We start from the raw sequence: 17,574 nt of genomic DNA, 5'->3' as shown, positions 1-17,574 counted from the left end.
ATTCTTCGAGGTGTGATTTGAGCCAGACGACCATGGGCGACGCCGACGCGACGCTCGCGCCCCGAAAGAAAACCGTGAGCGCGATCGGCGATCGTGTCTTTCACGGCGTGACCGCGACATCCGCGCTGATCGTGCTGGCCCTGATCGGCGGTATTGCGGCAGCACTCGTGGTCGGCGCCTGGCCGGCGCTGACCAAGTTCGGTCCGGCGTTCGTGACCAGCATGGACTGGAATCCGGTCACCGACGAATACGGCGCGGCCGTGGCGATTTTCGGCACGCTGGCCAGCTCGGCGCTTGCCATGGTGATCGCCGTGCCGGTGAGCTTTGGGATCGCACTGTTCGTCACCGAACTGGCCCCCGTATGGATGCGCCAGCCCATCAGCACGGCCGTGGAGCTGCTGGCGGCCATTCCCAGCATCATTTACGGCATGTGGGGGCTTTTCGTCTTCGCGCCGTTCCTCTCGACCTACGTGCAGCCCTGGCTATCGAGCGCCCTGGGCGACTGGCCGGTGGTGGGGTATCTGTTCTCCGGGCCGCCGATCGGTATCGGTATCTTCACGGCCGGCATGGTGCTGGCGATCATGATCATCCCGTTCATCACGGCGGTGATGCGCGATACTTTTGAGGTGGTGCCGGGCGTGCTCAAGGAATCATCCTATGCGCTGGGCGCCACGACCTGGGAGGTCGCCCGTAGCGTGATCCTGCCGTATACCAAGACCGGCGTGATCGGCGGGATCATGCTGGGCCTGGGTCGTGCGCTGGGTGAAACCATGGCCGTGACGTTCGTCATCGGCAACGCACACAGCATCCCCGGCGGTCTGTTCTATCCGGGCAACAGTATCGCCGCGACGTTGGCCAACGAGTTCACCGAGGCCACCGGCGAAATCTATACCTCGGCGCTGATTGCGCTCGGCCTGGTGCTGTTCGTGATCACGTTGATCGTGCTGATTCTGGCTCGCCTGCTGCTCCTGCGCCTGTCCGCGCAGGAAGGGCAATAGGACTAACGCCATGACGCTGTTTCAAAAACGTAAGGCCATCAATACGTTCAACATGGCCATGTGTGTGGCCACCACGGTCTTCGGGCTGTTCTGGCTCGTCTGGCTGTTGTGGACCCTGATCTCGCACGGCATCGGCTATATCGACTGGGAGGTGTTCACCGAGATCACGCCGGCCCCGGGTAACGACGGCGGATTGTCCAATGCCATCGTCGGCAGCCTGATCGTGACCGGGATCGGCACGCTGATCGGTGCGCCGATCGGCATATTTGCCGGCACGTATCTTGCCGAGTACGGCCGGAACAGCAAGCTGGCTGCTCTGGTGCGGTTTTTCAACGATGTGCTGCTGTCTGCCCCCTCGATCATCATCGGGCTGTTCGTCTACGAGGTGATCGTGGTCACGATGGGGCATTTCTCGGCATTGGCCGGCGGTATCGCGCTGTCGCTGATCATGATTCCGCTGAACGTGCGTATCACCGAGAACATGATGCGTCTGGTGTCCGATCAGATGCGCGAGGCCGCCGCGGCCCTGGGTATTCCGCGGTGGAAGGTCATCACGCGGATCATCTATCGCGCCGCACTCTCGGGCATCATCACCGGCGTGATTCTGGGCATCGCACGGATCGCCGGCGAGACCGCGCCGCTGTTGTTCACCGCGCTCAACAACAATTTCTTCAGCACCGACGTTCTGGGCCCGATCGCGAATCTGCCGATCATGATCTTCCAGTTCGCGCTCTCGCCGTACGAGGATTGGCATCATCTGGCCTGGGTGGGTGCGTTTTTGATCACGTTCACGATCCTGGCGCTGAACGTGCTGGTTCGTCTGGTACTGCGGCCGAGCAAATAGGAGCGCGACATGACTTCTTCGACCACCGACACGCTCAACCCAGCAGGCGCAAGCGTTATGACCCGCGATACTCATTCGCCGACCGGGCGACAACAGACCAAGCGCGAAACCCCGGCCGAGGCCTCGGCGCCCCGCCAGGGCGTGGTGGCCAAGGATAATCCCTGCAAGATCAAGGTCGAGAATCTCGGCTTCAACTACGGCAAGTTCCAGGCACTGAAGGACATCAACCTGGATATCGTCGACAACGAAGTCACGGCCTTCATCGGCCCGTCCGGCTGTGGCAAATCCACGCTGCTGCGCTGCTTCAACCGTATCTTCGAGCTGTATCCCGGCCACTACGCCACTGGCTCGATCGAGATGGACGGGCAGAACCTGCTGGATAAAAGCATCGATCTGAACGTGCTTCGTTCCAAGATCGGCATGGTCTTCCAAAAGCCCACGCCGTTTCCCATGAGCATCTACGACAACATCGCCTTCGGCGTGCGTCTGTATGAAAAGCTCAAGCGTCACGAGATGGATGAGCGCGTGGAGTGGTCGCTGAAAAAAGCGGCCCTGTGGGATGAGGTCAAGGACAAGCTGCGGGCCAACGGCAGCGCCTTGTCCGGCGGGCAGCAGCAGCGCCTGTGTATCGCCCGGGCGATCGCCGTACAGCCGGACGTGTTGCTGCTCGATGAGCCGGCCTCGGCGCTGGATCCGGTGGCCACGCTCAAGATCGAGGAGCTGGTGCACGAGCTGCGTGAGGAATACACGATCGTGATCGTGACCCACAACATGCAACAGGCCGCGCGTGTGGCCGGCTATACCGCGTTCTTTCATCTGGGTGAGGTGATCGAGTACGCCGATACCGATTCGTTGTTCACCAACCCGCGGGAAAAACGCACCGAGGATTATCTGACCGGTCGCTACGGCTGAACCCGAGACGAGCTTTTATACGATGGAACACGAAAAGACACAGATCGAGCGGCATACCTCCAAACAGTTCGACGTCGAGCTCGAGGACGTGCGCGAGCAGGTCCTGACCATGGGCGGCCTGGTCGAGCAGCAGATCGCCAACGGTGTGAAGGCGCTCATCGACGGCGACAGCGCGCTGGGCGAGGACGTGGCCCGTAGTGATTACAAGATCAACACCATGGAAGTGGCCATCGACGAGGCCTGTACCAAGATTCTGGCCCGGCGCCAGCCCCAGGCCGGCGATCTACGCCTGGTGCTGGCGATCGCCAAGACCATCACCGATCTCGAACGCATCGGAGACGAGGCCGAGAAGATCGGGCGCATGGCCGTGCATCTGGCCGGCAAGGACCGGCCGCCGAGTGCGTTTCGCCAGATCAGCCAGCTGGGCGGGCATGTGCGTCAGATGGTGCGTGACAGCCTTGATGCGTTCGCGCGCATGGATACCGAGGCCGCACTGGCCGTGGCCCAGCACGACGCCGAGGTCGATCGCGAATATGAGGGCGTCATGCGCCAGTGCATCACCTTCATGATGGAAGACCCGCGAACCATTAAACATATGCTGGATGTGATGTGGTCGGTGAAAGCGCTCGAGCGCATCGGTGACCACGCGACCAACATCAGCGAATACGTGGTGTATCTCGTGGGCGGGCGTGACGTGCGTCATCTGAGCATTGAAGAACTCGAGAAAGAGGCCGCACGGGCGATCTCACCGCGAACCGGCCAGTAGCGGTTCGTTAGCCGCAACGACGGGCCCGGTCGAAGGCTTTGATACTATCTGCGCGGTGCTCCCGCATGGATCGTCGTCTTGGCTCGTCAATCAAACAAGAAAACCGCCGCTGCCTCAGGCGGCCGCCCGCGTCGTAGTCTCACACGGCGCCTGCTGCCGTACCTGCTGCTTATCGCGACCGCCGGCGCAGCCGTGCTGGCGCTGTACATGGCGCATCTGGATCACGAGGTGCGGGCCAAGTTCGAGGGTACGCGCTGGAAATTACCGGCCAAGGTGTATGCCAGCCCGCTTGAGCTTTACGCCGGTCAAGACGTCAGCGAAAAAGAGCTGATCACACGCCTGCAGCGCCAGGGCTATCGCCGCGCGGCGAGCGTCGACGATGCCGGCACCTATAACGAAAGCGGGGCAGGGCTTGCTCTGCACACGCGGGACTTCCAGTTCTGGAACGGCGCGCAGCCCGATCGCAAGCTGCGCCTGGGCTTTGATGCCAACGGTGTGTCCTCGCTCAAGGCGACAGACGGCGAGGGCGATCTGGCCCTGATCCGGCTCGATCCGCAGTTGATCGGCAGTATCTATCCCAACAAGGGCACCGATCGTATCCTGGTCAAACTGGGTGAGGTGCCGCCCATGTTGCCGGCCGGGCTGATCACGGTCGAAGACCGCCACTTCATGAGCAACTGGGGCATCTCGCCGCGCGGTATCCTGCGTGCAGCCATTGCCGACATCAAGGCCGGGGCGATCGTGCAGGGCGGCTCGACGCTGACCCAGCAGCTGGTCAAGAACTTCTATCTGGATAACCAGCAGACCCTGTCGCGCAAGGGCAAGGAAGCGCTGATGGCGATCCTGCTGGATGCTCATTACAGCAAGGAGGAGATCCTCGAGGCCTATCTCAACGAGGTGTACCTCGGCCAGGATGGCTCACGCGCGATTCACGGCTTTGGCCTGGCCAGCTATTTCTATTTCCAGAAACCGGTCCAGGAGCTGCAGCCGAGCGAGATCGCGCTGCTGGTGGCGATGGTCAAGGGGCCCAGCTACTACGACCCGCGGCGTCACCCCGATCGCGCCCGCACGCGCCGCGATCTGGTCCTCAACATGTTTCACGAGGCCGGCTTTTTGAAAGACGACGCCTGGCAGGCCGCCAAGGCCAGCGATCTGGGCGTGACCGGCACCGCGGCACGCGGTAACACTCAATACCCGGCCTTCATCGATTTGGTCAAACGCCAGCTCAAGGGACAGTACAAGGACGAGGATCTCACGGAGGAGGGCCTGCGGGTCTTCACCACATTGGATCCCACTGTTCAGGCGGCGGCCGAGGGGCGTATCGCCGACGGCCTGTCGCGCGTGGAAAAACAGCGGGGCATCAAGGCCGATACGCTGGAATCCGCGGCTGTCGTGACGAGCATCGAGGGCGGCAACGTGCTCGCGCTCGTTGGCGGGCGCGAGCAGGGCTATGCCGGGTTCAACCGGGCGCTGGAAGCCAAGCGCCAGATCGGCTCGCTGATGAAACCGGTCGATTATCTGACCGCGATGATGCAGCCGGCCAAGTTCAACCCGATCACGCCGCTCGACGACAGCCCGCTGAGCGTAAAACTGGCCACCGGCAAGACTTGGCAGCCGGGCAACTACTCCAATCGCAGCCACGGTGACAACGTGCCGGCTTATTACGGCCTCGAGCACAGTCTGAATATCGCCAGTTCCAGACTTTCGCTTGCCGCGGGTATCCCCAACATCATCGACACGCTCGGCAAACTCGGCTATGAGGGCGATGCCCCGGCCGTGCCCTCGCTGGCGCTGGGTTCGGTATCGATGTCACCGCTCGAGGTTGCCCAGATCTACAACACGATCGCCACCGGCGGGTATTACACGCCGCTGCGAGCCATCAAGGACGTGACCACGCGCGAGGGCGAGCCGCTGAACCGGTATCCGCTCAAACTCACCCAGACCGTCGATGCCGGGCCGGCTTATATCACGACCTGGATGATGGAACGGGTCGCGCGTCACGGCACCGGGGCCGGCATGTATTCGACCATTGATCGCAGCAAGACCATGGCCGGCAAGACCGGGACCACCAACAACCTGCGCGATGCCTGGTTTGCCGGGTTCGGCGGCAACCGGCTTGGTGTGGTCTGGGTCGGGCGCGACGACAACAAACCGGCCAAGCTGACCGGGGCGACCGGCGCGCTTCCGATCTGGTCGCACATCATGGCCGATATCAATACACGCGGTATCGTCGATACCCCGCCCGACAGCATCGCGCAGGTGCCGCTACAACTCATTTTTGACCCCAATGCGGCCAATCAGGGGGCCGGAAATAACCCGAATCAATGGTTCGCCAATGGGCAAAGCTGCTCAAATGCGGTAAAAGTACCGTTCATCAAGGGATTCGTACCGCAGGGCCTGCTCAACTGCGATACGGATATCATGCGAGTGAACGCGCAGCAGAACCAACCGGCCGATAACCGTGGCCGCGCGCCACGGGATCAGGATAACGATCAGGGCAGCTGGTTCGAGCGCATCTTCTAGTCGGAACCGTCATGAAACGCGTATCAATCGTCGCTGCTTTAGGGCTTGTCATGGCTGGCTGTGCCAGCGCGCCACCGGACACCATGCCGCGTACGCCGCCGGGCCAGCCGTCCCCGCAACAGGGCCAGACCCAGCCCTTGCCGCCCTCGCAGCGCCAGGCGCCGCCGCAGGTGCCGGCAGATCGGGGCGGTCCGAGCCCGTCGCGCCAGAACCAGAGCCGGCAGCCCGACACACCGCCGAAGGAGGCGCCGCCACAACACGCCGAGGCGGTCTCCAGCCCGGCGGTCATGTCGCTGATGGGCCGTGCGGATACGCTGGCCGGCAGCGGACATATGGACGATGCCGCGGCCACGCTGGAACGCGCGCTGGATCTCGAGCCGCGCAACGCGTTCATCTATCAGCGTCTTGCCGCGGTTCGCCTGGCCCAGGGCCAGGCAGGGCAGGCCGAGCAGCTGGCCCAAAAATCCAACAGCGTGGCCGGTGACAACCCGTTCGTTGAAGCCGACAACTGGAAACTCATCGCCGAGGCCCGCAAGACCGCCGGCGATGCCAAAGGCGCCAGTGCGGCCAGCAGCAAGGCCGTGAACTACGAGCGCTCGACCGCCCAGTATTCGCAATGACGGCAGCCGACGGGGCTGCACTGTTCACTGACGATACCGCGCTGGCCGAGGCCCTGCCGGGCTATCGACCGCGTCCGGGCCAGGCCGATATGGCCGCAGCCGTGGCGCGCACCATCGACGACGGGGCGCGTCTCGTCGTTGAGGCGGGCACCGGCACCGGCAAGACACTGGCCTATCTATTGCCCGCACTGGCATCACGCCGCAAGACGATCGTCTCCACGGCCACGCGCTATCTGCAATCACAGCTGGCCGACAAGGATGTGCCCCTGGCTCAGACCATTCTCGGGCGCGGGTTTCATGTGACCGTGCTCAAGGGCCGGGCCAATTATCTGTGCCTGCACCGTCTCGAAGTCGCCGAAGGCGCGATGGACATGTATTCCGCGCCGCGCATTCGTGCGGTACGCGAGTGGGCCAAGACCACCCAGACCGGGGATATCGGCGAGTTCGGCGATCCCAGCGACGGTGATCCGATCTGGCCGCGTATCACCTCGACCACGGATAACTGCCTGGGCACCGAGTGCCCGCTGTACGACAAATGCTGGGTACTGCACGCCCGACGCGAGGCCCAGGCCGCCGATCTGGTCATTGCCAACCACTATCTGCTGTTCGCAGATCTCACACTACGCGAGTCCGGTTTTGGCGAAGTGCTGCCCGGGGCTGATGCCATCATTCTCGACGAGGCACACAAGCTGCCTGACATTGCCGGGCGTTTCTTCGGCCAGGCGATCTCTTCTCGCCAGCTACGCGATCTGGTGCGCGATGCGCGCGCCGAGCTCGATGCGCTGGGGGGTGATATGCCCGACCGGCGTGCCCAGATCGATGATCTGTCGCAGGCCGACCGCGCCTGGACGGATAGTCTGGCCGGCGGCGCCCAGACCCAGAGCTGGCAGGAACTGGCCACGCCTGAGCGCATTGCCGCGCGGGATACGCTCATCCAGGCGCTGGCCGCGGTCACACAGGGCTTCGATGCCGTGGCCTCGCGCAGCGAGGGCATGCAGAACCTGGCCAAGCGGGCCGACGAGCTCGCCACCCAGCTGGACACCGTGACCGTCGACAACGACGGCGAACGTGTCAGCTGGCTGGAAATACGCGGTTCGGGCTGGATCTGGCACAGCACCCCGCTGGATGTGGCCTCGCCGTTTGCACGGGCGATGAACACCATGCCCGGCGCCTGGGTTTTCACCTCGGCAACGCTCTCGGTCAAGGATTCGTTGTCGTACTTCTGTAACCGCCTGGGCGTCTACGAGGCCGAAGAGCGTATTCTGCCGAGTCCGTTCGCCTACGAAGACAACGCGCTGCTCTACGGGCCTCAGGGCATGCCGGCACCGGCCTCGCCGGATTTCGATGCGGCCGTGGTCAACGAAATCGTGGCGCTCGTCAACGCCGCCGACGGCGGGGCGTTCGTGTTGTGTACCAGTTACCGGGCCGTGCGCAGCTATGGCCAGGCACTGGTCGATGCCGGTTTTTCGCCGCTGGTGCAGGGCCAGGCCAGCCGGGCATCGCTGCTGGCGGATTTCCGGGCCGACGAGAACGCGGTACTGGTGGCCACCAGCAGTTTCTGGGAAGGCGTGGATGTACGCGGGCGGGGGTTGCGCCTGGTCATCATCGACAAGCTGCCGTTCGCCTCGCCGGCCGATCCGGTGCTGGCCGCGCGGTTCTCGGCGATGAAGGCGGCCGGCGACAACCCGTTCATGGATTATCAGCTCCCCCAGGCCGTGATCACGCTGAAACAGGGCGTGGGCCGGTTGATACGCGATGCCGAGGATCGCGGCGTGCTGGCGATCTGTGACCCACGGCTGTTCACGGCCCGCTATGGCGGCCTGGTACGGGCCAGCCTGCCGCCGATGGCGCTGACCCGAAAACGCGCCATCGCCTGTGAGTTCGTGGCCCAACTGGCACCCGACGCACTGGCGAACTCGTCATGACGATACTGGCCTTTGATGCTTCCACCGAAGCCTTGTCGGTCGCGCTCTATGATCGACAGCGAGCCATCGACGATGCCTGTTTCGAGATCGCCCCGCGCGAACATGCCAACAAACTGTTGCCGCTTGCCCAGACGTTGCTGGATCGACACGGCCTGTGGTTGACCGATCTCCAGGCGCTGGCCTTTGCCCGTGGCCCGGGCGCGTTCACCGGGCTGCGTATCGCGGCCGGACTGGTACAGGGTCTGGCGATCGGCGCGTCGCGCCCGGTCGTGCCGGTATCCACGCTGGCCGCGCTGGCCGCGCGTGCCTTTGCCGGCCAGCCGGACGCCGCACGTGCCCAGATCGTGCAGGACGCACGCATGGGCGAAATTTACACCGCAACGTTTGCACGCGACGCGCTGGATGCCCCGGAGACGCCCGAGCGCGTCATTGCTCCCCAGGATCTGGCCGTCGAGCCTGCCGGCGACGTCATACGTGCCGGCAACGGCTGGGCGTTGCTGGATATCACGATCGATTCTGAACTGATCTATCCGCACGCACGTAATGTCGCCCACCTGGCGGCGGCGGCAGCAGCCCGCGGCGAGGCGGTATCGCCCGATCAGGCCGTGCCGGTGTATGTTCGGGATGATGTCGCGCGCAAGCCCGCCGCCATGCGTTAACGAGGTATCGCCGTGTTGTATCGATTGGATGAGGTTGCCCCGGAGCTCGTGGCCCCGGAGGATTATTTCGTGGCCGATTCGGCCCAGGTCATCGGGCGTGTTCGTCTTGGCCGCGCGGCCAGCATCTGGTTCAACGCCGTGCTGCGGGGCGATCAGGAACGCATCAGCGTCGGTGATGAGAGCAATATTCAGGAAAGCGCGGTGTTGCATACCGACCCCGGCTATCCGCTGGATATCGGGCCGGGGGTCACGGTTGGCCACCAGGCGATGCTGCACGGCTGTACGATCGATGCCAACAGCCTGATCGGTATTCAGGCCGTCGTTCTCAACGGCGCGACCATCGGCAAGAACTGTCTGATCGGCGCCGGCGCGTTGATTCCCGAGGGCAAGATCATTCCCGATAACAGCCTGGTCATCGGCGCGCCCGGCCGCGTCAAGCGCGAGCTTACCGACGAGGAAATCGCCGGCCTTACGCGCTCGGCACGTCACTACGTCGAAAACGGGCGGCGCTTTGCCCGTGGGCTAGAAGCGTTAGCCGATTAGATAAACATCAAAGCGCACCGCCTTGGCCTTGACCTGGTGGCTGGGCGGCGCCAGGGGGGTACCGCGCGCATGTTGTTTGACGACCACGCGCTTGGCCGCGGTTTGACGTGCCGCGGCCAACAAGTCGTCGGCATCCATATCCGGGCCGGCCAGTTCGCCCAGCCAGGCCAGGGCCTTCTGCGGTTGTGCCTTGCGCCGTGCCGCGGCGAACATCGGATCCATATAGATCGTATCGATCGGCGCCACCGGCCGGCCGGCCAGCCACTGGCCCGCGTCCACCGATTGCGGGGCGCCAAGCCGATCGACCCACTCGGGATAAGACGAGCCTGCATGTAGGCGCTGCCAGGCGTCATGCAGCAGTAGATAGATGACCGGATGGCGTTCCAGCGGCGTGACGCTCGCCCCCAGCCAGGCCAGCATCACGCTGTCGCGGCCGAGGCCGGCGGTGGCATCACACACATGCATGGCCGTTGGGCGCGTCAAGCCACAGGCCTTGGCCAGCGGCGACTGGCGAGCGCCGGGAGCGCGCTCGGCGGCCACAGCGGCCAGGTCACAGATCAGCGGGTAGGTGCGAGGCCCGTCGGCGCGGTGAAGGCCGAGCCGGCCCTGGTCGCGTGCCAGATACAACCCGGTGGACGGCGGGGTTCGCCGCACGGCGATCTGGTGGTCACGAGCCAATGCTTCGTCATCGCCCACGGCCGTCGTTTCGGCAATCCACCAGGTAACAGCCGTCACGGGCTCAGGTGATCCGCTTGGGATCGAAGACCTGTTGTAGACGCTGGGCCAATATATAGTTGCCCTCGACCTTGATCTTGCCGGTCAAAAAAGCCGTTATGCCGCGCATGCGCCCGGTCATCAGCTTGATTAGATGATCGTCTCGGATACGTAACGTCACGTCCGGGGCATCGGCCAGGCCTTCATGTGCCTGGCAATGGCCGTCCTCGATCACGATATAGACCGGCTGACGGGTCATGTACTGGGCCGTCATCGACAGGTCACCGGCCACCTCGGGCATGAAACACAGCGGCAGGCGGGTCAGCAGATCGTGCGCATCGTTCATCGCGGGTCGTTCATCGAGGATGGGGCAGGCCGTTAACGAACGCGTAATAGTGCAAGATGCCGGCCATCTTTTCCAGCAGCGCCTGCGGTATCAGCCGTCCAGATAATCCACGACGGCCGAATATCCGTTTTCCGTCAGCAGGATCGCGTTGACCGTTGTGGCATAGATACGATCGGCGCTGCGTAGCTTCTCGATTTCGGCGCCGTCTTCGGCCGCACTCAGGTAGTGGAAGTCACGCCCCTCGTCGAAGCTGTCCTTGAGCTGCTTGAACGCCAGGAACGCGGTCCCCTTGTTGTCACCGCGGGCCTGGTCGATTTCCTTGAGACTCCAGGTCTTTTGTGTCTTTGCCATAACGAGCCTTTCGGGGTATCGGGTGGCAGAAGCTAGCAGCGTGCCCCGGACCGGTCAACGCCTGTGCCATGCGCGTGTCTGGGCCGGCTGGATGGTTTATCGTAAGCTCGTGCCGATCACATGAACGCCCAACAAAGCCATGAAAATCAAGGAACTGGTATCCCAGTGGCAATCGAGCGCCGGCGAGCAGCGCGCGCCCAATGCCTATGAAATCCGCCTGCCGCTCTACGACGCGGCCAAGATTGAGGCGTTGACCCAGATGTTTCCCGGCCTGTCGGCCGAGCGCGTGATCACCGATCTGCTGGCCTCGGCCCTGGATGAGCTCAACCAATCGTTTGCCTACCAGCCCAGCGATCAGATCAGTGGCTACGATGAGCACGGCGATCCGATGTATGCCGATGCCGGCCTGACGCCACGCTTTCAGGCGCTGACACGACAGAACGTCGACGCGATGAAAAACGATACGCCGGATGCGTGACTGGCCGGCCCGTCTGGCAGCGGCCTGTGACCACAGCCACGTCGGCGATCTTGCCGAGCGCGATGCCCGTCGGGGCGCGCCGGCCGCCATGCTCAAGCACGCCGCGGTTTTGATCGGGATACGCGATACGCCCGAGCCGACGATCATCCTGACGCAGCGCAGTACCGCACTGCGTCATCATCCGGGTCAGATCAGTTTTCCCGGTGGGCGTATCGAGGCCTTCGACGCCTCGCCGCAGGACGCCGCCTGTCGTGAGGCGTTCGAGGAGATCGGGCTGGCCAGACAGGCAATCGATATTCTGGGCGAGTTGCCGGACTATACGACGGTAACCGGGTTTTCGATCCGGCCCGTCGTGGCCCGTGTGGCCGCTGAGGCCGTCATCGCCGCCGACGGCGTCGAGGCCAGCCAGCTCATCGAGTTGCCATTGGCCCGGGCGCTCTACGGTCCGGCCTATCGGTTTCAGCGTATCGAGCGGAATGGCCAGACGTATCGAATCTATAGTATCGATCACGCCGGGCATCATGTCTGGGGGGCGACAGCCTCGATGCTGGTCACGCTGGCACGCGCCAGCGCCGCACTCGAGGCCCGCTCGTTCACGATCGCCACAGAAGCGGAAATCGGCTAATCGGCGTCGCCGTTGGCCCGCTTGGTGGCTTTCAACAAGGGCTCGATCAGATCCATCGGCAGCGGGAAGACGATGGTGGCGTTTTCGTTGGAGCCCATGTCCAGCAGGGTCTGTAGATACCGCAGCTGCATGGCCTGGGGTTCCTGCGAGAGTTGCTTGGCCGCCTCGCGCAGGTTTTCTGCAGCCTGCAACTCACCTTCGGCGTTGATGATCTTGGCGCGCCGCGAGCGTTCGGCCTCGGCCTGACGGGCGATCGCCCGGGTCATCGACTCGTCCAGCTCGACCTGCTTGATCTCGACGTTGGCCACCTTGATGCCCCAGGCATCGGTCTGGCGATCGAGAATCTCCTCGATATCAGCGTTGAGCTTGTCGCGTGCGGCCAGCATGTCGTCCAGCTCGTGTTGGCCCAGCACGCTGCGCAGGGTGGTCTGCGACAGCTGGCTGACCGCGGCATAGTAGTTTTCGACCTCGACGATCGCTTTCTGTGCCTCGATGACCCGGAAATAGACCACGGCATTGACCTGAACCGAGACGTTATCGCGCGAGATGACGTCCTGTGTCGGCACGTCCATGACCGTCACGCGCATATCGATCTTGAGCATCTTCTGAATGAAGGGGATGACGATGAACAGCCCCGGCCCTTTCGTGCCGGTGTTACGGCCCAGCGTGAACATCACCCCGCGCTCGTACTCCGGCAGGATCTTGATCGAGGCGAAGACGAAGATCACCAACAACACCACGACGGCAATGACAATATTGAGCACCATGAAAGGCTCCGGCATCAGCGAGAAGTTTCGAGCGTGTCCAACGCACGCACGTGCACCGTCAGCCCGGTTACGCGGGTGACGACAAGGCTCTGATTTTCAATGACCGGGGTATCGGTCTCGGCACGCCAGGACTCACCGTGCAGCCAGACGCGGCCCTGGTGTTCGAAATCGTGGCGTGCCGTGCAGTGGCGGCCCACAAGCCCTTCGTGCCCGGTCTCTATCCGCGTATGACGGGCGCGCCGGAACTGCCAGACGATCGTGGCCAGAATGAGCACAGCGGCCAGCGCGATGGTGATGATCACCGTCAGTGACACGTCATAGCCCGGCGTGTCGGTGAGCATCAACGAGCCGAACAGCAGGGCCGCGACCCCGCCCAGGCCCAGTGCGCCGAAACTTGGTACAAACGCCTCGGCCACGACCAGCAATACGCCCAGCGCGATCAGGGCGGCCCCGGTCAGATCCACCGGCATCATGTTGAAGGCATAGAATGCCGTGATGAGGCTGATGGCGCCGACCACGCCCGGAATCGCCGCCCCCGGGTTCAAGGCCTCGGCGGCCAGCCCCACCAGCCCGATCATGAACAACAGATAAGCCACCGTCGGATCCGTGACGACCGAGAGCACGCGCGTGCGCCAGTCCGGGGTGATCGGGCGTACGCGGGTGTCGGCCGTTGCAAGCGTTACCTCACCGCTGGCCGTGGCAACCGTGCGGCCATCCAGGGCGGCCAGAAGATCGCGCTGGCTGGCCGCGACAAGATCGACGACGTTTTTCTCACGGGCTTCGTCTGCACCCAGCGTGGCCGCCGAGCGTACCGCCGAGGCGGCCCAATCGGCGTTGCGCCCGCGCCGCTCGGCCAGGCTGCGGATATAAGCCACCGCATCGTTGACCTGCTTGCGGCGCTTGGTTTCGGCGTTACCGAGATCCGGCTCGCTCGTTTGAGATATGGCCGTGTCGCCGTCCTGGGTCGTGTCAGGGCCGTCATCGCTGTTGTTATCGGCGGGCTCGGCGCTGGCGCCGCCGATATTGATCGGCGTCGCTGCTCCCAGGGTGGTTGCCGGCGCCATGGCGGCAACGTGGGTGGCCAACAGGATATAAGTGCCCGCACTCGCGGCACGCGCGCCTTCCGGGGCAACATAGCCGATGACCGGGATGGATGACGCCAGAATCGACTGCACGATCTCGCGCATGGACGACGACAGGCCACCGGGCGTATCGATACGCAAGATCACGAACGGGGCATGGCGCGCGTTGGCCGCCTCGATCTCATCGATCACGAAATCGGCCGTGGCCGGGCCGACCGAACCATCGAGGGCGATCTCGGGCACCGTGCTGCGCGCGCCATCCTCTTGTGCCAGCGACGCCGTGGCGATGGCGCAAAGTGCTGCGATACACAGCACAAGCGCGTATCGAAGCCGGTATGAGATAACGGCGTGCATACCTAGAAACAACGCAGCCGAGGCCGCCGCGGATGCAGCCATGCACAAATCCGCGCCGGGCACTCAATCGTGGAGAACAGACATGACCGTTGCATGTCCTCGAGCATAGGCGCTTGTGGGCGCCCGGACTAGGGGCTGTTGCCGTTTCGTACGAGCGCCGCGTTGGCGCCCAAAATCTGGCCAGGCAAGGCGCGAGCCGCGGCTCTGGCTGTGCCCCGATCAAGGTGAGCCAGCGGCATGGCCAGATTTTGGGCCCAACCCTTCGGGACAAGCGCCCTAGAATTTACGACACGTCGGCAATACAGCGTTCTAGCCCACTGGCGCAGAATGACTGCGCGGCGCGTGCTACGCCTCGTCTTGCCGTAAAACAGCGCTTGGCGCGGACTCGTACGAAACGGCAACAGCCCCTAGCTCAGCCGGGCCACCAGATCGGGCAGGGCACGACTGGCCGAGGCCGCCAGCCGATGATCGACATGCTGGGACACCGGTGTTTCTTGCGGATTGATCTCGATGACCGGGGTCGCGCCCGCCACGGCCGTATCCACCAGAGCGGCCGCCGGGTAAACCTGATTCGAGGTGCCCACAACGATCACGCAATCGGCCTCGGCCAGGGCTGCATCGGCCGCGACCAGGGCCGTCTGGGGCAGCATTTCGCCGAACCAGACGATGGCAGGGCGCATCATCGCCCCGCAGTCACGACACCGCACCGGTGCATCGCCCTGGGCCTCGGCCATCGGCACGAGCCGGGCGTGGTCGCATTCACTGCAGCGCTCGCGCCAGATATTGCCGTGCAGCTCGGCCACGCGCCGGCTGCCGGCGGCCTGGTGCAGACCGTCGACGTTCTGAGTGATGGTCTGAAGCGATTTTATTTCAGCAAGCTGCGCCAACGCGTGATGTCCGGCGTTGGGCCCGCCGCGGGCGATGAGCGTGCGCCGCCAGTGATACCAGGCCCAGATGCGCTCGGGATCCTTGGCAAACGCTTCGGGCGAGGCCAGGTCAGCGGGGGAGAAACGCGCCCACAACCCGGTCTGTGCCTCGCGAAACGTCGGCACACCGGATTCGGCCGATATGCCGGCGCCGCTCAAGACGACGACGCGGCCCGCGCACGACAAGGCCTCGCCGGCCTGGTCAAGCGCCAGGTTGTAGTCGTCGTCGTCGGACACGTCTAGGACTTGGTCGTGGAGCGGGCGCCACCCGGCTTGGCGCCGGTCGTGCTGGCGCCCGTGCTCTTGGGACGGCGCGGCTTCCATTGCACGCGATACAGATCATGACGTCGATCGAGCATGTTCTGCACGCTGCCCGAGGTGCGTGCCTCATGCAAGGTATCCAGCCGAACATCGGCAATGGCTACCTGCTCGGCGTTGGCCGTGGTGTCCGCGGCGATGCCGTCACGCGCGAAGGCGAAATCACAGGGCGTGAAGATCCCCGACTGTGCGTAGTGCAGATCCATGGCGTGCACGCGCGGCAGGTTGCCCGTGTTGCCCGAGGTGGCCACGTAGATCTGGTTTTCCACCGCGCGCGCATGGGCTGAATAACGCACGCGCAGGTAGCCGGCCCGGTCCTCGGTGGAAAACGGCACGAACAGGATATTGATGCCCTGATCCGCCAGATGCCGCGAAAGCTCGGGAAACTCGCTGTCATAGCAGACCAGCACGCCGATCGGGCCGCAGTCGGTCTCGATGGCGTTGAGCGAAGAGCCGCCCTCGATGTTCCAGTAGTGGCGCTCGCCCGGGGTGGGGTGAATCTTGGGCTGCAGGTGCTCCGAGCCATCGCGCAGATAGACATAGGCGATGTTCTGCAGCTCTTCGCCCACCACCGTCGGCGTGGAGCCGGCGATGATGTTGATATTGAAGCGTACGGCCAGATCCGCCATCAGCTCACGGAAATCGTCGGTGAAATCCGCCAGGCGCCAGATCGCCGCGCGGTGTCGCAGCTCTTCGTTCTTGATCGAGAGCAGCTGCACCGTGAACAGCTCGGGAAAGACCACGAAATCAGACTTGGCGTCGGCGGTTTCGCGCACGAAGTAAGTCACGATCTGGGCAAACTCGTCGAAAGAGTCCACCGCCCGTTGCATGTATTGCACCGTGGCGATACGCACGGTATTGCGGCGTTGCAGATGCACGTGGGAATCGCCGACCACATCTTCGCGATACTTGTATTCCGGGTTGCGCCAGATCAGATGCGCGCCGTAACCCATCGAGTCGCGATCATCGGGTAGATACCCTTTCATCACGCCCAGCAGCTCATAACCCTGGGAGAGCTGGAACGACAGAACACGATCGCGAATCGACTTGTCGGCCACGGCTTCGACATAGGCCTGGGCCGAGCCGAACTGCTTGTAGCGCCGGCGCAGGCCGGGAATACGGCCGACGAAGACAATGCCTTTCAGCCCGAGCTTGACCGCCAGAGCCTCGCGCTCGCGATACAGCCGGCGCCCGATGCGCAGGCCGCGGGCGTCCGGATCCACGCAGATCTCATAGCCATAGAGATAGTCGCCGTCGATATCGTGGGTCGAGCCATAGCCGTTACCCGAAATCTGGGCCCAGCTGTGCTGGCCCATGACCTGTTCCTCGGGCAGACAGATCGTCGCGCAATACCCCACGACCTCGTCTTCATAGACCGCCACCAGCTGGCCGTCGGGAAAGTTGTTGATCTGGCCGCGCAGCTCGTCGAACGAGTAATCGTCCATCTTCGGATACGTGCGCTGCACGACGCGGTTGATGGCCGGAATATCCGACAGCTTGGCTGTACGAACGATCAAACGAGAACGAGAGTTCTGTGGCGCCATGAAAACACCTTGCTATGGGGCTAGCGGAACCGGAGATGGGTCTTTTACCAGTCCGCAAATGAACGCAAATACACGCGAATAAGGAAGAACAATCCGGCGATGAACACCGATGTGCGCCGATTAAAAATACAAGCAGACAACGCGCGGGCTGAAAACCAGACACTTCCCCGATTTTCGAGCTATGTCACCTGATGGATGACTGTCTGTATTCATTCGCGCTTATTTGCGTTTATTCGCGGACACTTCCAAACGAACGAGGGCATACAGCCCATAAATCCA

The 17,574-nt window shown here is 63.5% G+C and carries 18 protein-coding genes; 11 read left to right on the top strand and 7 right to left on the bottom strand.

Features of this window, described 5'->3' with window-relative positions:
• Window positions 1–32 precede the first annotated feature (32 nt).
• The 9 genes from pstC to SAJA_RS00215 all read left to right on the top strand — a co-directional run bounded on the left by pstC (window position 33) and on the right by SAJA_RS00215 (window position 9,790).
• A complete protein-coding gene (pstC, locus tag SAJA_RS00255; RefSeq protein WP_123656837.1) occupies window positions 33–998 on the top strand; it encodes a phosphate ABC transporter permease subunit PstC in 966 nt (321 codons plus the stop codon).
• A 10-nt stretch (window positions 999–1,008) separates the two neighbouring features.
• Window positions 1,009–1,842, top strand: a complete 834-nt coding sequence (pstA, locus tag SAJA_RS00250; protein WP_123656648.1) for a phosphate ABC transporter permease PstA — start codon at window positions 1,009–1,011, stop codon at window positions 1,840–1,842.
• 9 nt (window positions 1,843–1,851) lie between these two features.
• A complete protein-coding gene (pstB, locus tag SAJA_RS00245) occupies window positions 1,852–2,754 on the top strand; it encodes a phosphate ABC transporter ATP-binding protein PstB (protein ID WP_245963179.1) in 903 nt (300 codons plus the stop codon).
• 22 nt (window positions 2,755–2,776) lie between these two features.
• Window positions 2,777–3,520 (top strand): phosphate signaling complex protein PhoU, encoded by a 744-nt coding sequence (gene phoU / locus SAJA_RS00240; protein ID WP_123656647.1) that lies wholly within the window; start codon window positions 2,777–2,779, stop codon window positions 3,518–3,520.
• A gap of 78 nt (window positions 3,521–3,598) precedes the next feature.
• Window positions 3,599–6,043 carry a penicillin-binding protein 1B gene (mrcB, locus tag SAJA_RS00235; protein WP_123656646.1) on the top strand — a complete coding sequence of 815 codons (2,445 nt, stop codon included), beginning with the start codon at window positions 3,599–3,601 and terminating at the stop codon, window positions 6,041–6,043.
• Window positions 6,044–6,054: 11 nt separating this feature from the next.
• Entirely contained in the window at window positions 6,055–6,663 is a 609-nt protein-coding gene (locus SAJA_RS00230; protein WP_123656645.1) for a tetratricopeptide repeat protein, read from the top strand.
• Window positions 6,660–8,588 (top strand): DNA repair helicase YoaA, encoded by a 1,929-nt coding sequence (yoaA, locus tag SAJA_RS00225; protein ID WP_123656644.1) that lies wholly within the window; start codon window positions 6,660–6,662, stop codon window positions 8,586–8,588. The genes SAJA_RS00230 and yoaA overlap by 4 nt, the downstream gene beginning before the upstream one ends.
• Window positions 8,585–9,247 (top strand): tRNA (adenosine(37)-N6)-threonylcarbamoyltransferase complex dimerization subunit type 1 TsaB, encoded by a 663-nt coding sequence (gene tsaB / locus SAJA_RS00220; RefSeq protein WP_123656643.1) that lies wholly within the window; start codon window positions 8,585–8,587, stop codon window positions 9,245–9,247. Before yoaA ends, tsaB begins: the two co-directional genes overlap by 4 nt.
• A 12-nt stretch (window positions 9,248–9,259) precedes the next feature.
• Window positions 9,260–9,790, top strand: a complete 531-nt coding sequence (locus tag SAJA_RS00215; RefSeq protein ID WP_184999676.1) for a gamma carbonic anhydrase family protein — start codon at window positions 9,260–9,262, stop codon at window positions 9,788–9,790.
• Here the strand turns inward: SAJA_RS00215 and SAJA_RS00210 are convergent.
• The 3 genes from SAJA_RS00210 to SAJA_RS00200 all read right to left on the bottom strand — a co-directional run bounded on the left by SAJA_RS00210 (window position 9,779) and on the right by SAJA_RS00200 (window position 11,201).
• Window positions 9,779–10,525, bottom strand: a complete 747-nt coding sequence (locus SAJA_RS00210) for a class I SAM-dependent methyltransferase (protein ID WP_184999675.1) — start codon at window positions 10,523–10,525, stop codon at window positions 9,779–9,781. The two genes, SAJA_RS00215 and SAJA_RS00210, sit on opposite strands and share 12 nt — an antisense overlap.
• A gap of 4 nt (window positions 10,526–10,529) precedes the next feature.
• The gene (locus SAJA_RS00205) at window positions 10,530–10,850 is read right to left on the bottom strand and encodes an SCP2 sterol-binding domain-containing protein (RefSeq protein ID WP_123656641.1); all 321 of its coding nucleotides are present in this window, start codon (window positions 10,848–10,850) and stop codon (window positions 10,530–10,532) included.
• Between the two features lie 90 nt (window positions 10,851–10,940).
• Window positions 10,941–11,201 (bottom strand): hypothetical protein, encoded by a 261-nt coding sequence (locus SAJA_RS00200; RefSeq protein ID WP_123656640.1) that lies wholly within the window; start codon window positions 11,199–11,201, stop codon window positions 10,941–10,943.
• Between the two features lie 139 nt (window positions 11,202–11,340).
• Between SAJA_RS00200 and SAJA_RS00195 the strand changes: the two genes are divergently transcribed.
• Both SAJA_RS00195 and SAJA_RS00190 read left to right on the top strand, forming a co-directional pair.
• Entirely contained in the window at window positions 11,341–11,679 is a 339-nt protein-coding gene (locus SAJA_RS00195; RefSeq protein WP_123656639.1) for a type 1 pili tip component, read from the top strand.
• Entirely contained in the window at window positions 11,672–12,304 is a 633-nt protein-coding gene (locus SAJA_RS00190; protein ID WP_123656638.1) for a CoA pyrophosphatase, read from the top strand. Before SAJA_RS00195 ends, SAJA_RS00190 begins: the two co-directional genes overlap by 8 nt.
• Here SAJA_RS00190 and SAJA_RS00185 read toward each other — a convergent pair.
• The 4 genes from SAJA_RS00185 to SAJA_RS00170 form a co-directional block, all read right to left on the bottom strand.
• The gene (locus SAJA_RS00185; RefSeq protein ID WP_123656637.1) at window positions 12,301–13,071 is read right to left on the bottom strand and encodes a slipin family protein; all 771 of its coding nucleotides are present in this window, start codon (window positions 13,069–13,071) and stop codon (window positions 12,301–12,303) included. The genes SAJA_RS00190 and SAJA_RS00185 overlap by 4 nt on opposite strands.
• Window positions 13,072–13,085: 14 nt before the next feature.
• Window positions 13,086–14,549: an NfeD family protein gene (locus tag SAJA_RS00180; protein WP_123656636.1), complete on the bottom strand. Its 1,464-nt coding sequence runs from the start codon at window positions 14,547–14,549 to the stop codon at window positions 13,086–13,088.
• Window positions 14,550–14,914: 365 nt separating this feature from the next.
• Window positions 14,915–15,670, bottom strand: coding sequence for an SIR2 family NAD-dependent protein deacylase (locus tag SAJA_RS00175; RefSeq protein WP_245963178.1), 756 nt, complete (start codon window positions 15,668–15,670; stop codon window positions 14,915–14,917).
• Between the two features lie 2 nt (window positions 15,671–15,672).
• Window positions 15,673–17,295 carry a GNAT family N-acetyltransferase gene (locus tag SAJA_RS00170; protein WP_123656634.1) on the bottom strand — a complete coding sequence of 541 codons (1,623 nt, stop codon included), beginning with the start codon at window positions 17,293–17,295 and terminating at the stop codon, window positions 15,673–15,675.
• Between the last annotated feature and the right edge of the window lie 279 nt (window positions 17,296–17,574).

The sequence above is a fragment of the Salinisphaera japonica YTM-1 genome, from assembly GCF_003788585.1.
Taxonomy (GTDB): Bacteria; Pseudomonadota; Gammaproteobacteria; order Nevskiales; family Salinisphaeraceae; genus Salinisphaera; species Salinisphaera japonica.
The sequence above is the reverse complement of the archived record's forward strand: the minus strand, read 5'-3'. Positions and strand labels throughout refer to the sequence as shown.

What these genes read in the sequence shown, in the direction of transcription:
- pstC (WP_123656837.1), top strand. Translation starts at nt 33, where the DNA reads ATGGGCGACGCCGACGCGACGCTCGCGCCCCGAAAGAAAACCGTGAGC.
- pstA (WP_123656648.1), top strand. Translation starts at nt 1,009, where the DNA reads ATGACGCTGTTTCAAAAACGTAAGGCCATCAATACGTTCAACATGGCC.
- pstB (WP_245963179.1), top strand. Translation starts at nt 1,852, where the DNA reads ATGACTTCTTCGACCACCGACACGCTCAACCCAGCAGGCGCAAGCGTT.
- phoU (WP_123656647.1), top strand. Translation starts at nt 2,777, where the DNA reads ATGGAACACGAAAAGACACAGATCGAGCGGCATACCTCCAAACAGTTC.
- SAJA_RS00230 (WP_123656645.1), top strand. Translation starts at nt 6,055, where the DNA reads ATGAAACGCGTATCAATCGTCGCTGCTTTAGGGCTTGTCATGGCTGGC.
- yoaA (WP_123656644.1), top strand. Translation starts at nt 6,660, where the DNA reads ATGACGGCAGCCGACGGGGCTGCACTGTTCACTGACGATACCGCGCTG.
- tsaB (WP_123656643.1), top strand. Translation starts at nt 8,585, where the DNA reads ATGACGATACTGGCCTTTGATGCTTCCACCGAAGCCTTGTCGGTCGCG.
- SAJA_RS00205 (WP_123656641.1), bottom strand. Translation starts at nt 10,850, where the DNA reads ATGAACGATGCGCACGATCTGCTGACCCGCCTGCCGCTGTGTTTCATG.
- SAJA_RS00200 (WP_123656640.1), bottom strand. Translation starts at nt 11,201, where the DNA reads ATGGCAAAGACACAAAAGACCTGGAGTCTCAAGGAAATCGACCAGGCC.
- SAJA_RS00195 (WP_123656639.1), top strand. Translation starts at nt 11,341, where the DNA reads ATGAAAATCAAGGAACTGGTATCCCAGTGGCAATCGAGCGCCGGCGAG.
- SAJA_RS00190 (WP_123656638.1), top strand. Translation starts at nt 11,672, where the DNA reads ATGCGTGACTGGCCGGCCCGTCTGGCAGCGGCCTGTGACCACAGCCAC.
- SAJA_RS00185 (WP_123656637.1), bottom strand. Translation starts at nt 13,071, where the DNA reads ATGGTGCTCAATATTGTCATTGCCGTCGTGGTGTTGTTGGTGATCTTC.
- SAJA_RS00180 (WP_123656636.1), bottom strand. Translation starts at nt 14,549, where the DNA reads ATGGCTGCATCCGCGGCGGCCTCGGCTGCGTTGTTTCTAGGTATGCAC.
- SAJA_RS00170 (WP_123656634.1), bottom strand. Translation starts at nt 17,295, where the DNA reads ATGGCGCCACAGAACTCTCGTTCTCGTTTGATCGTTCGTACAGCCAAG.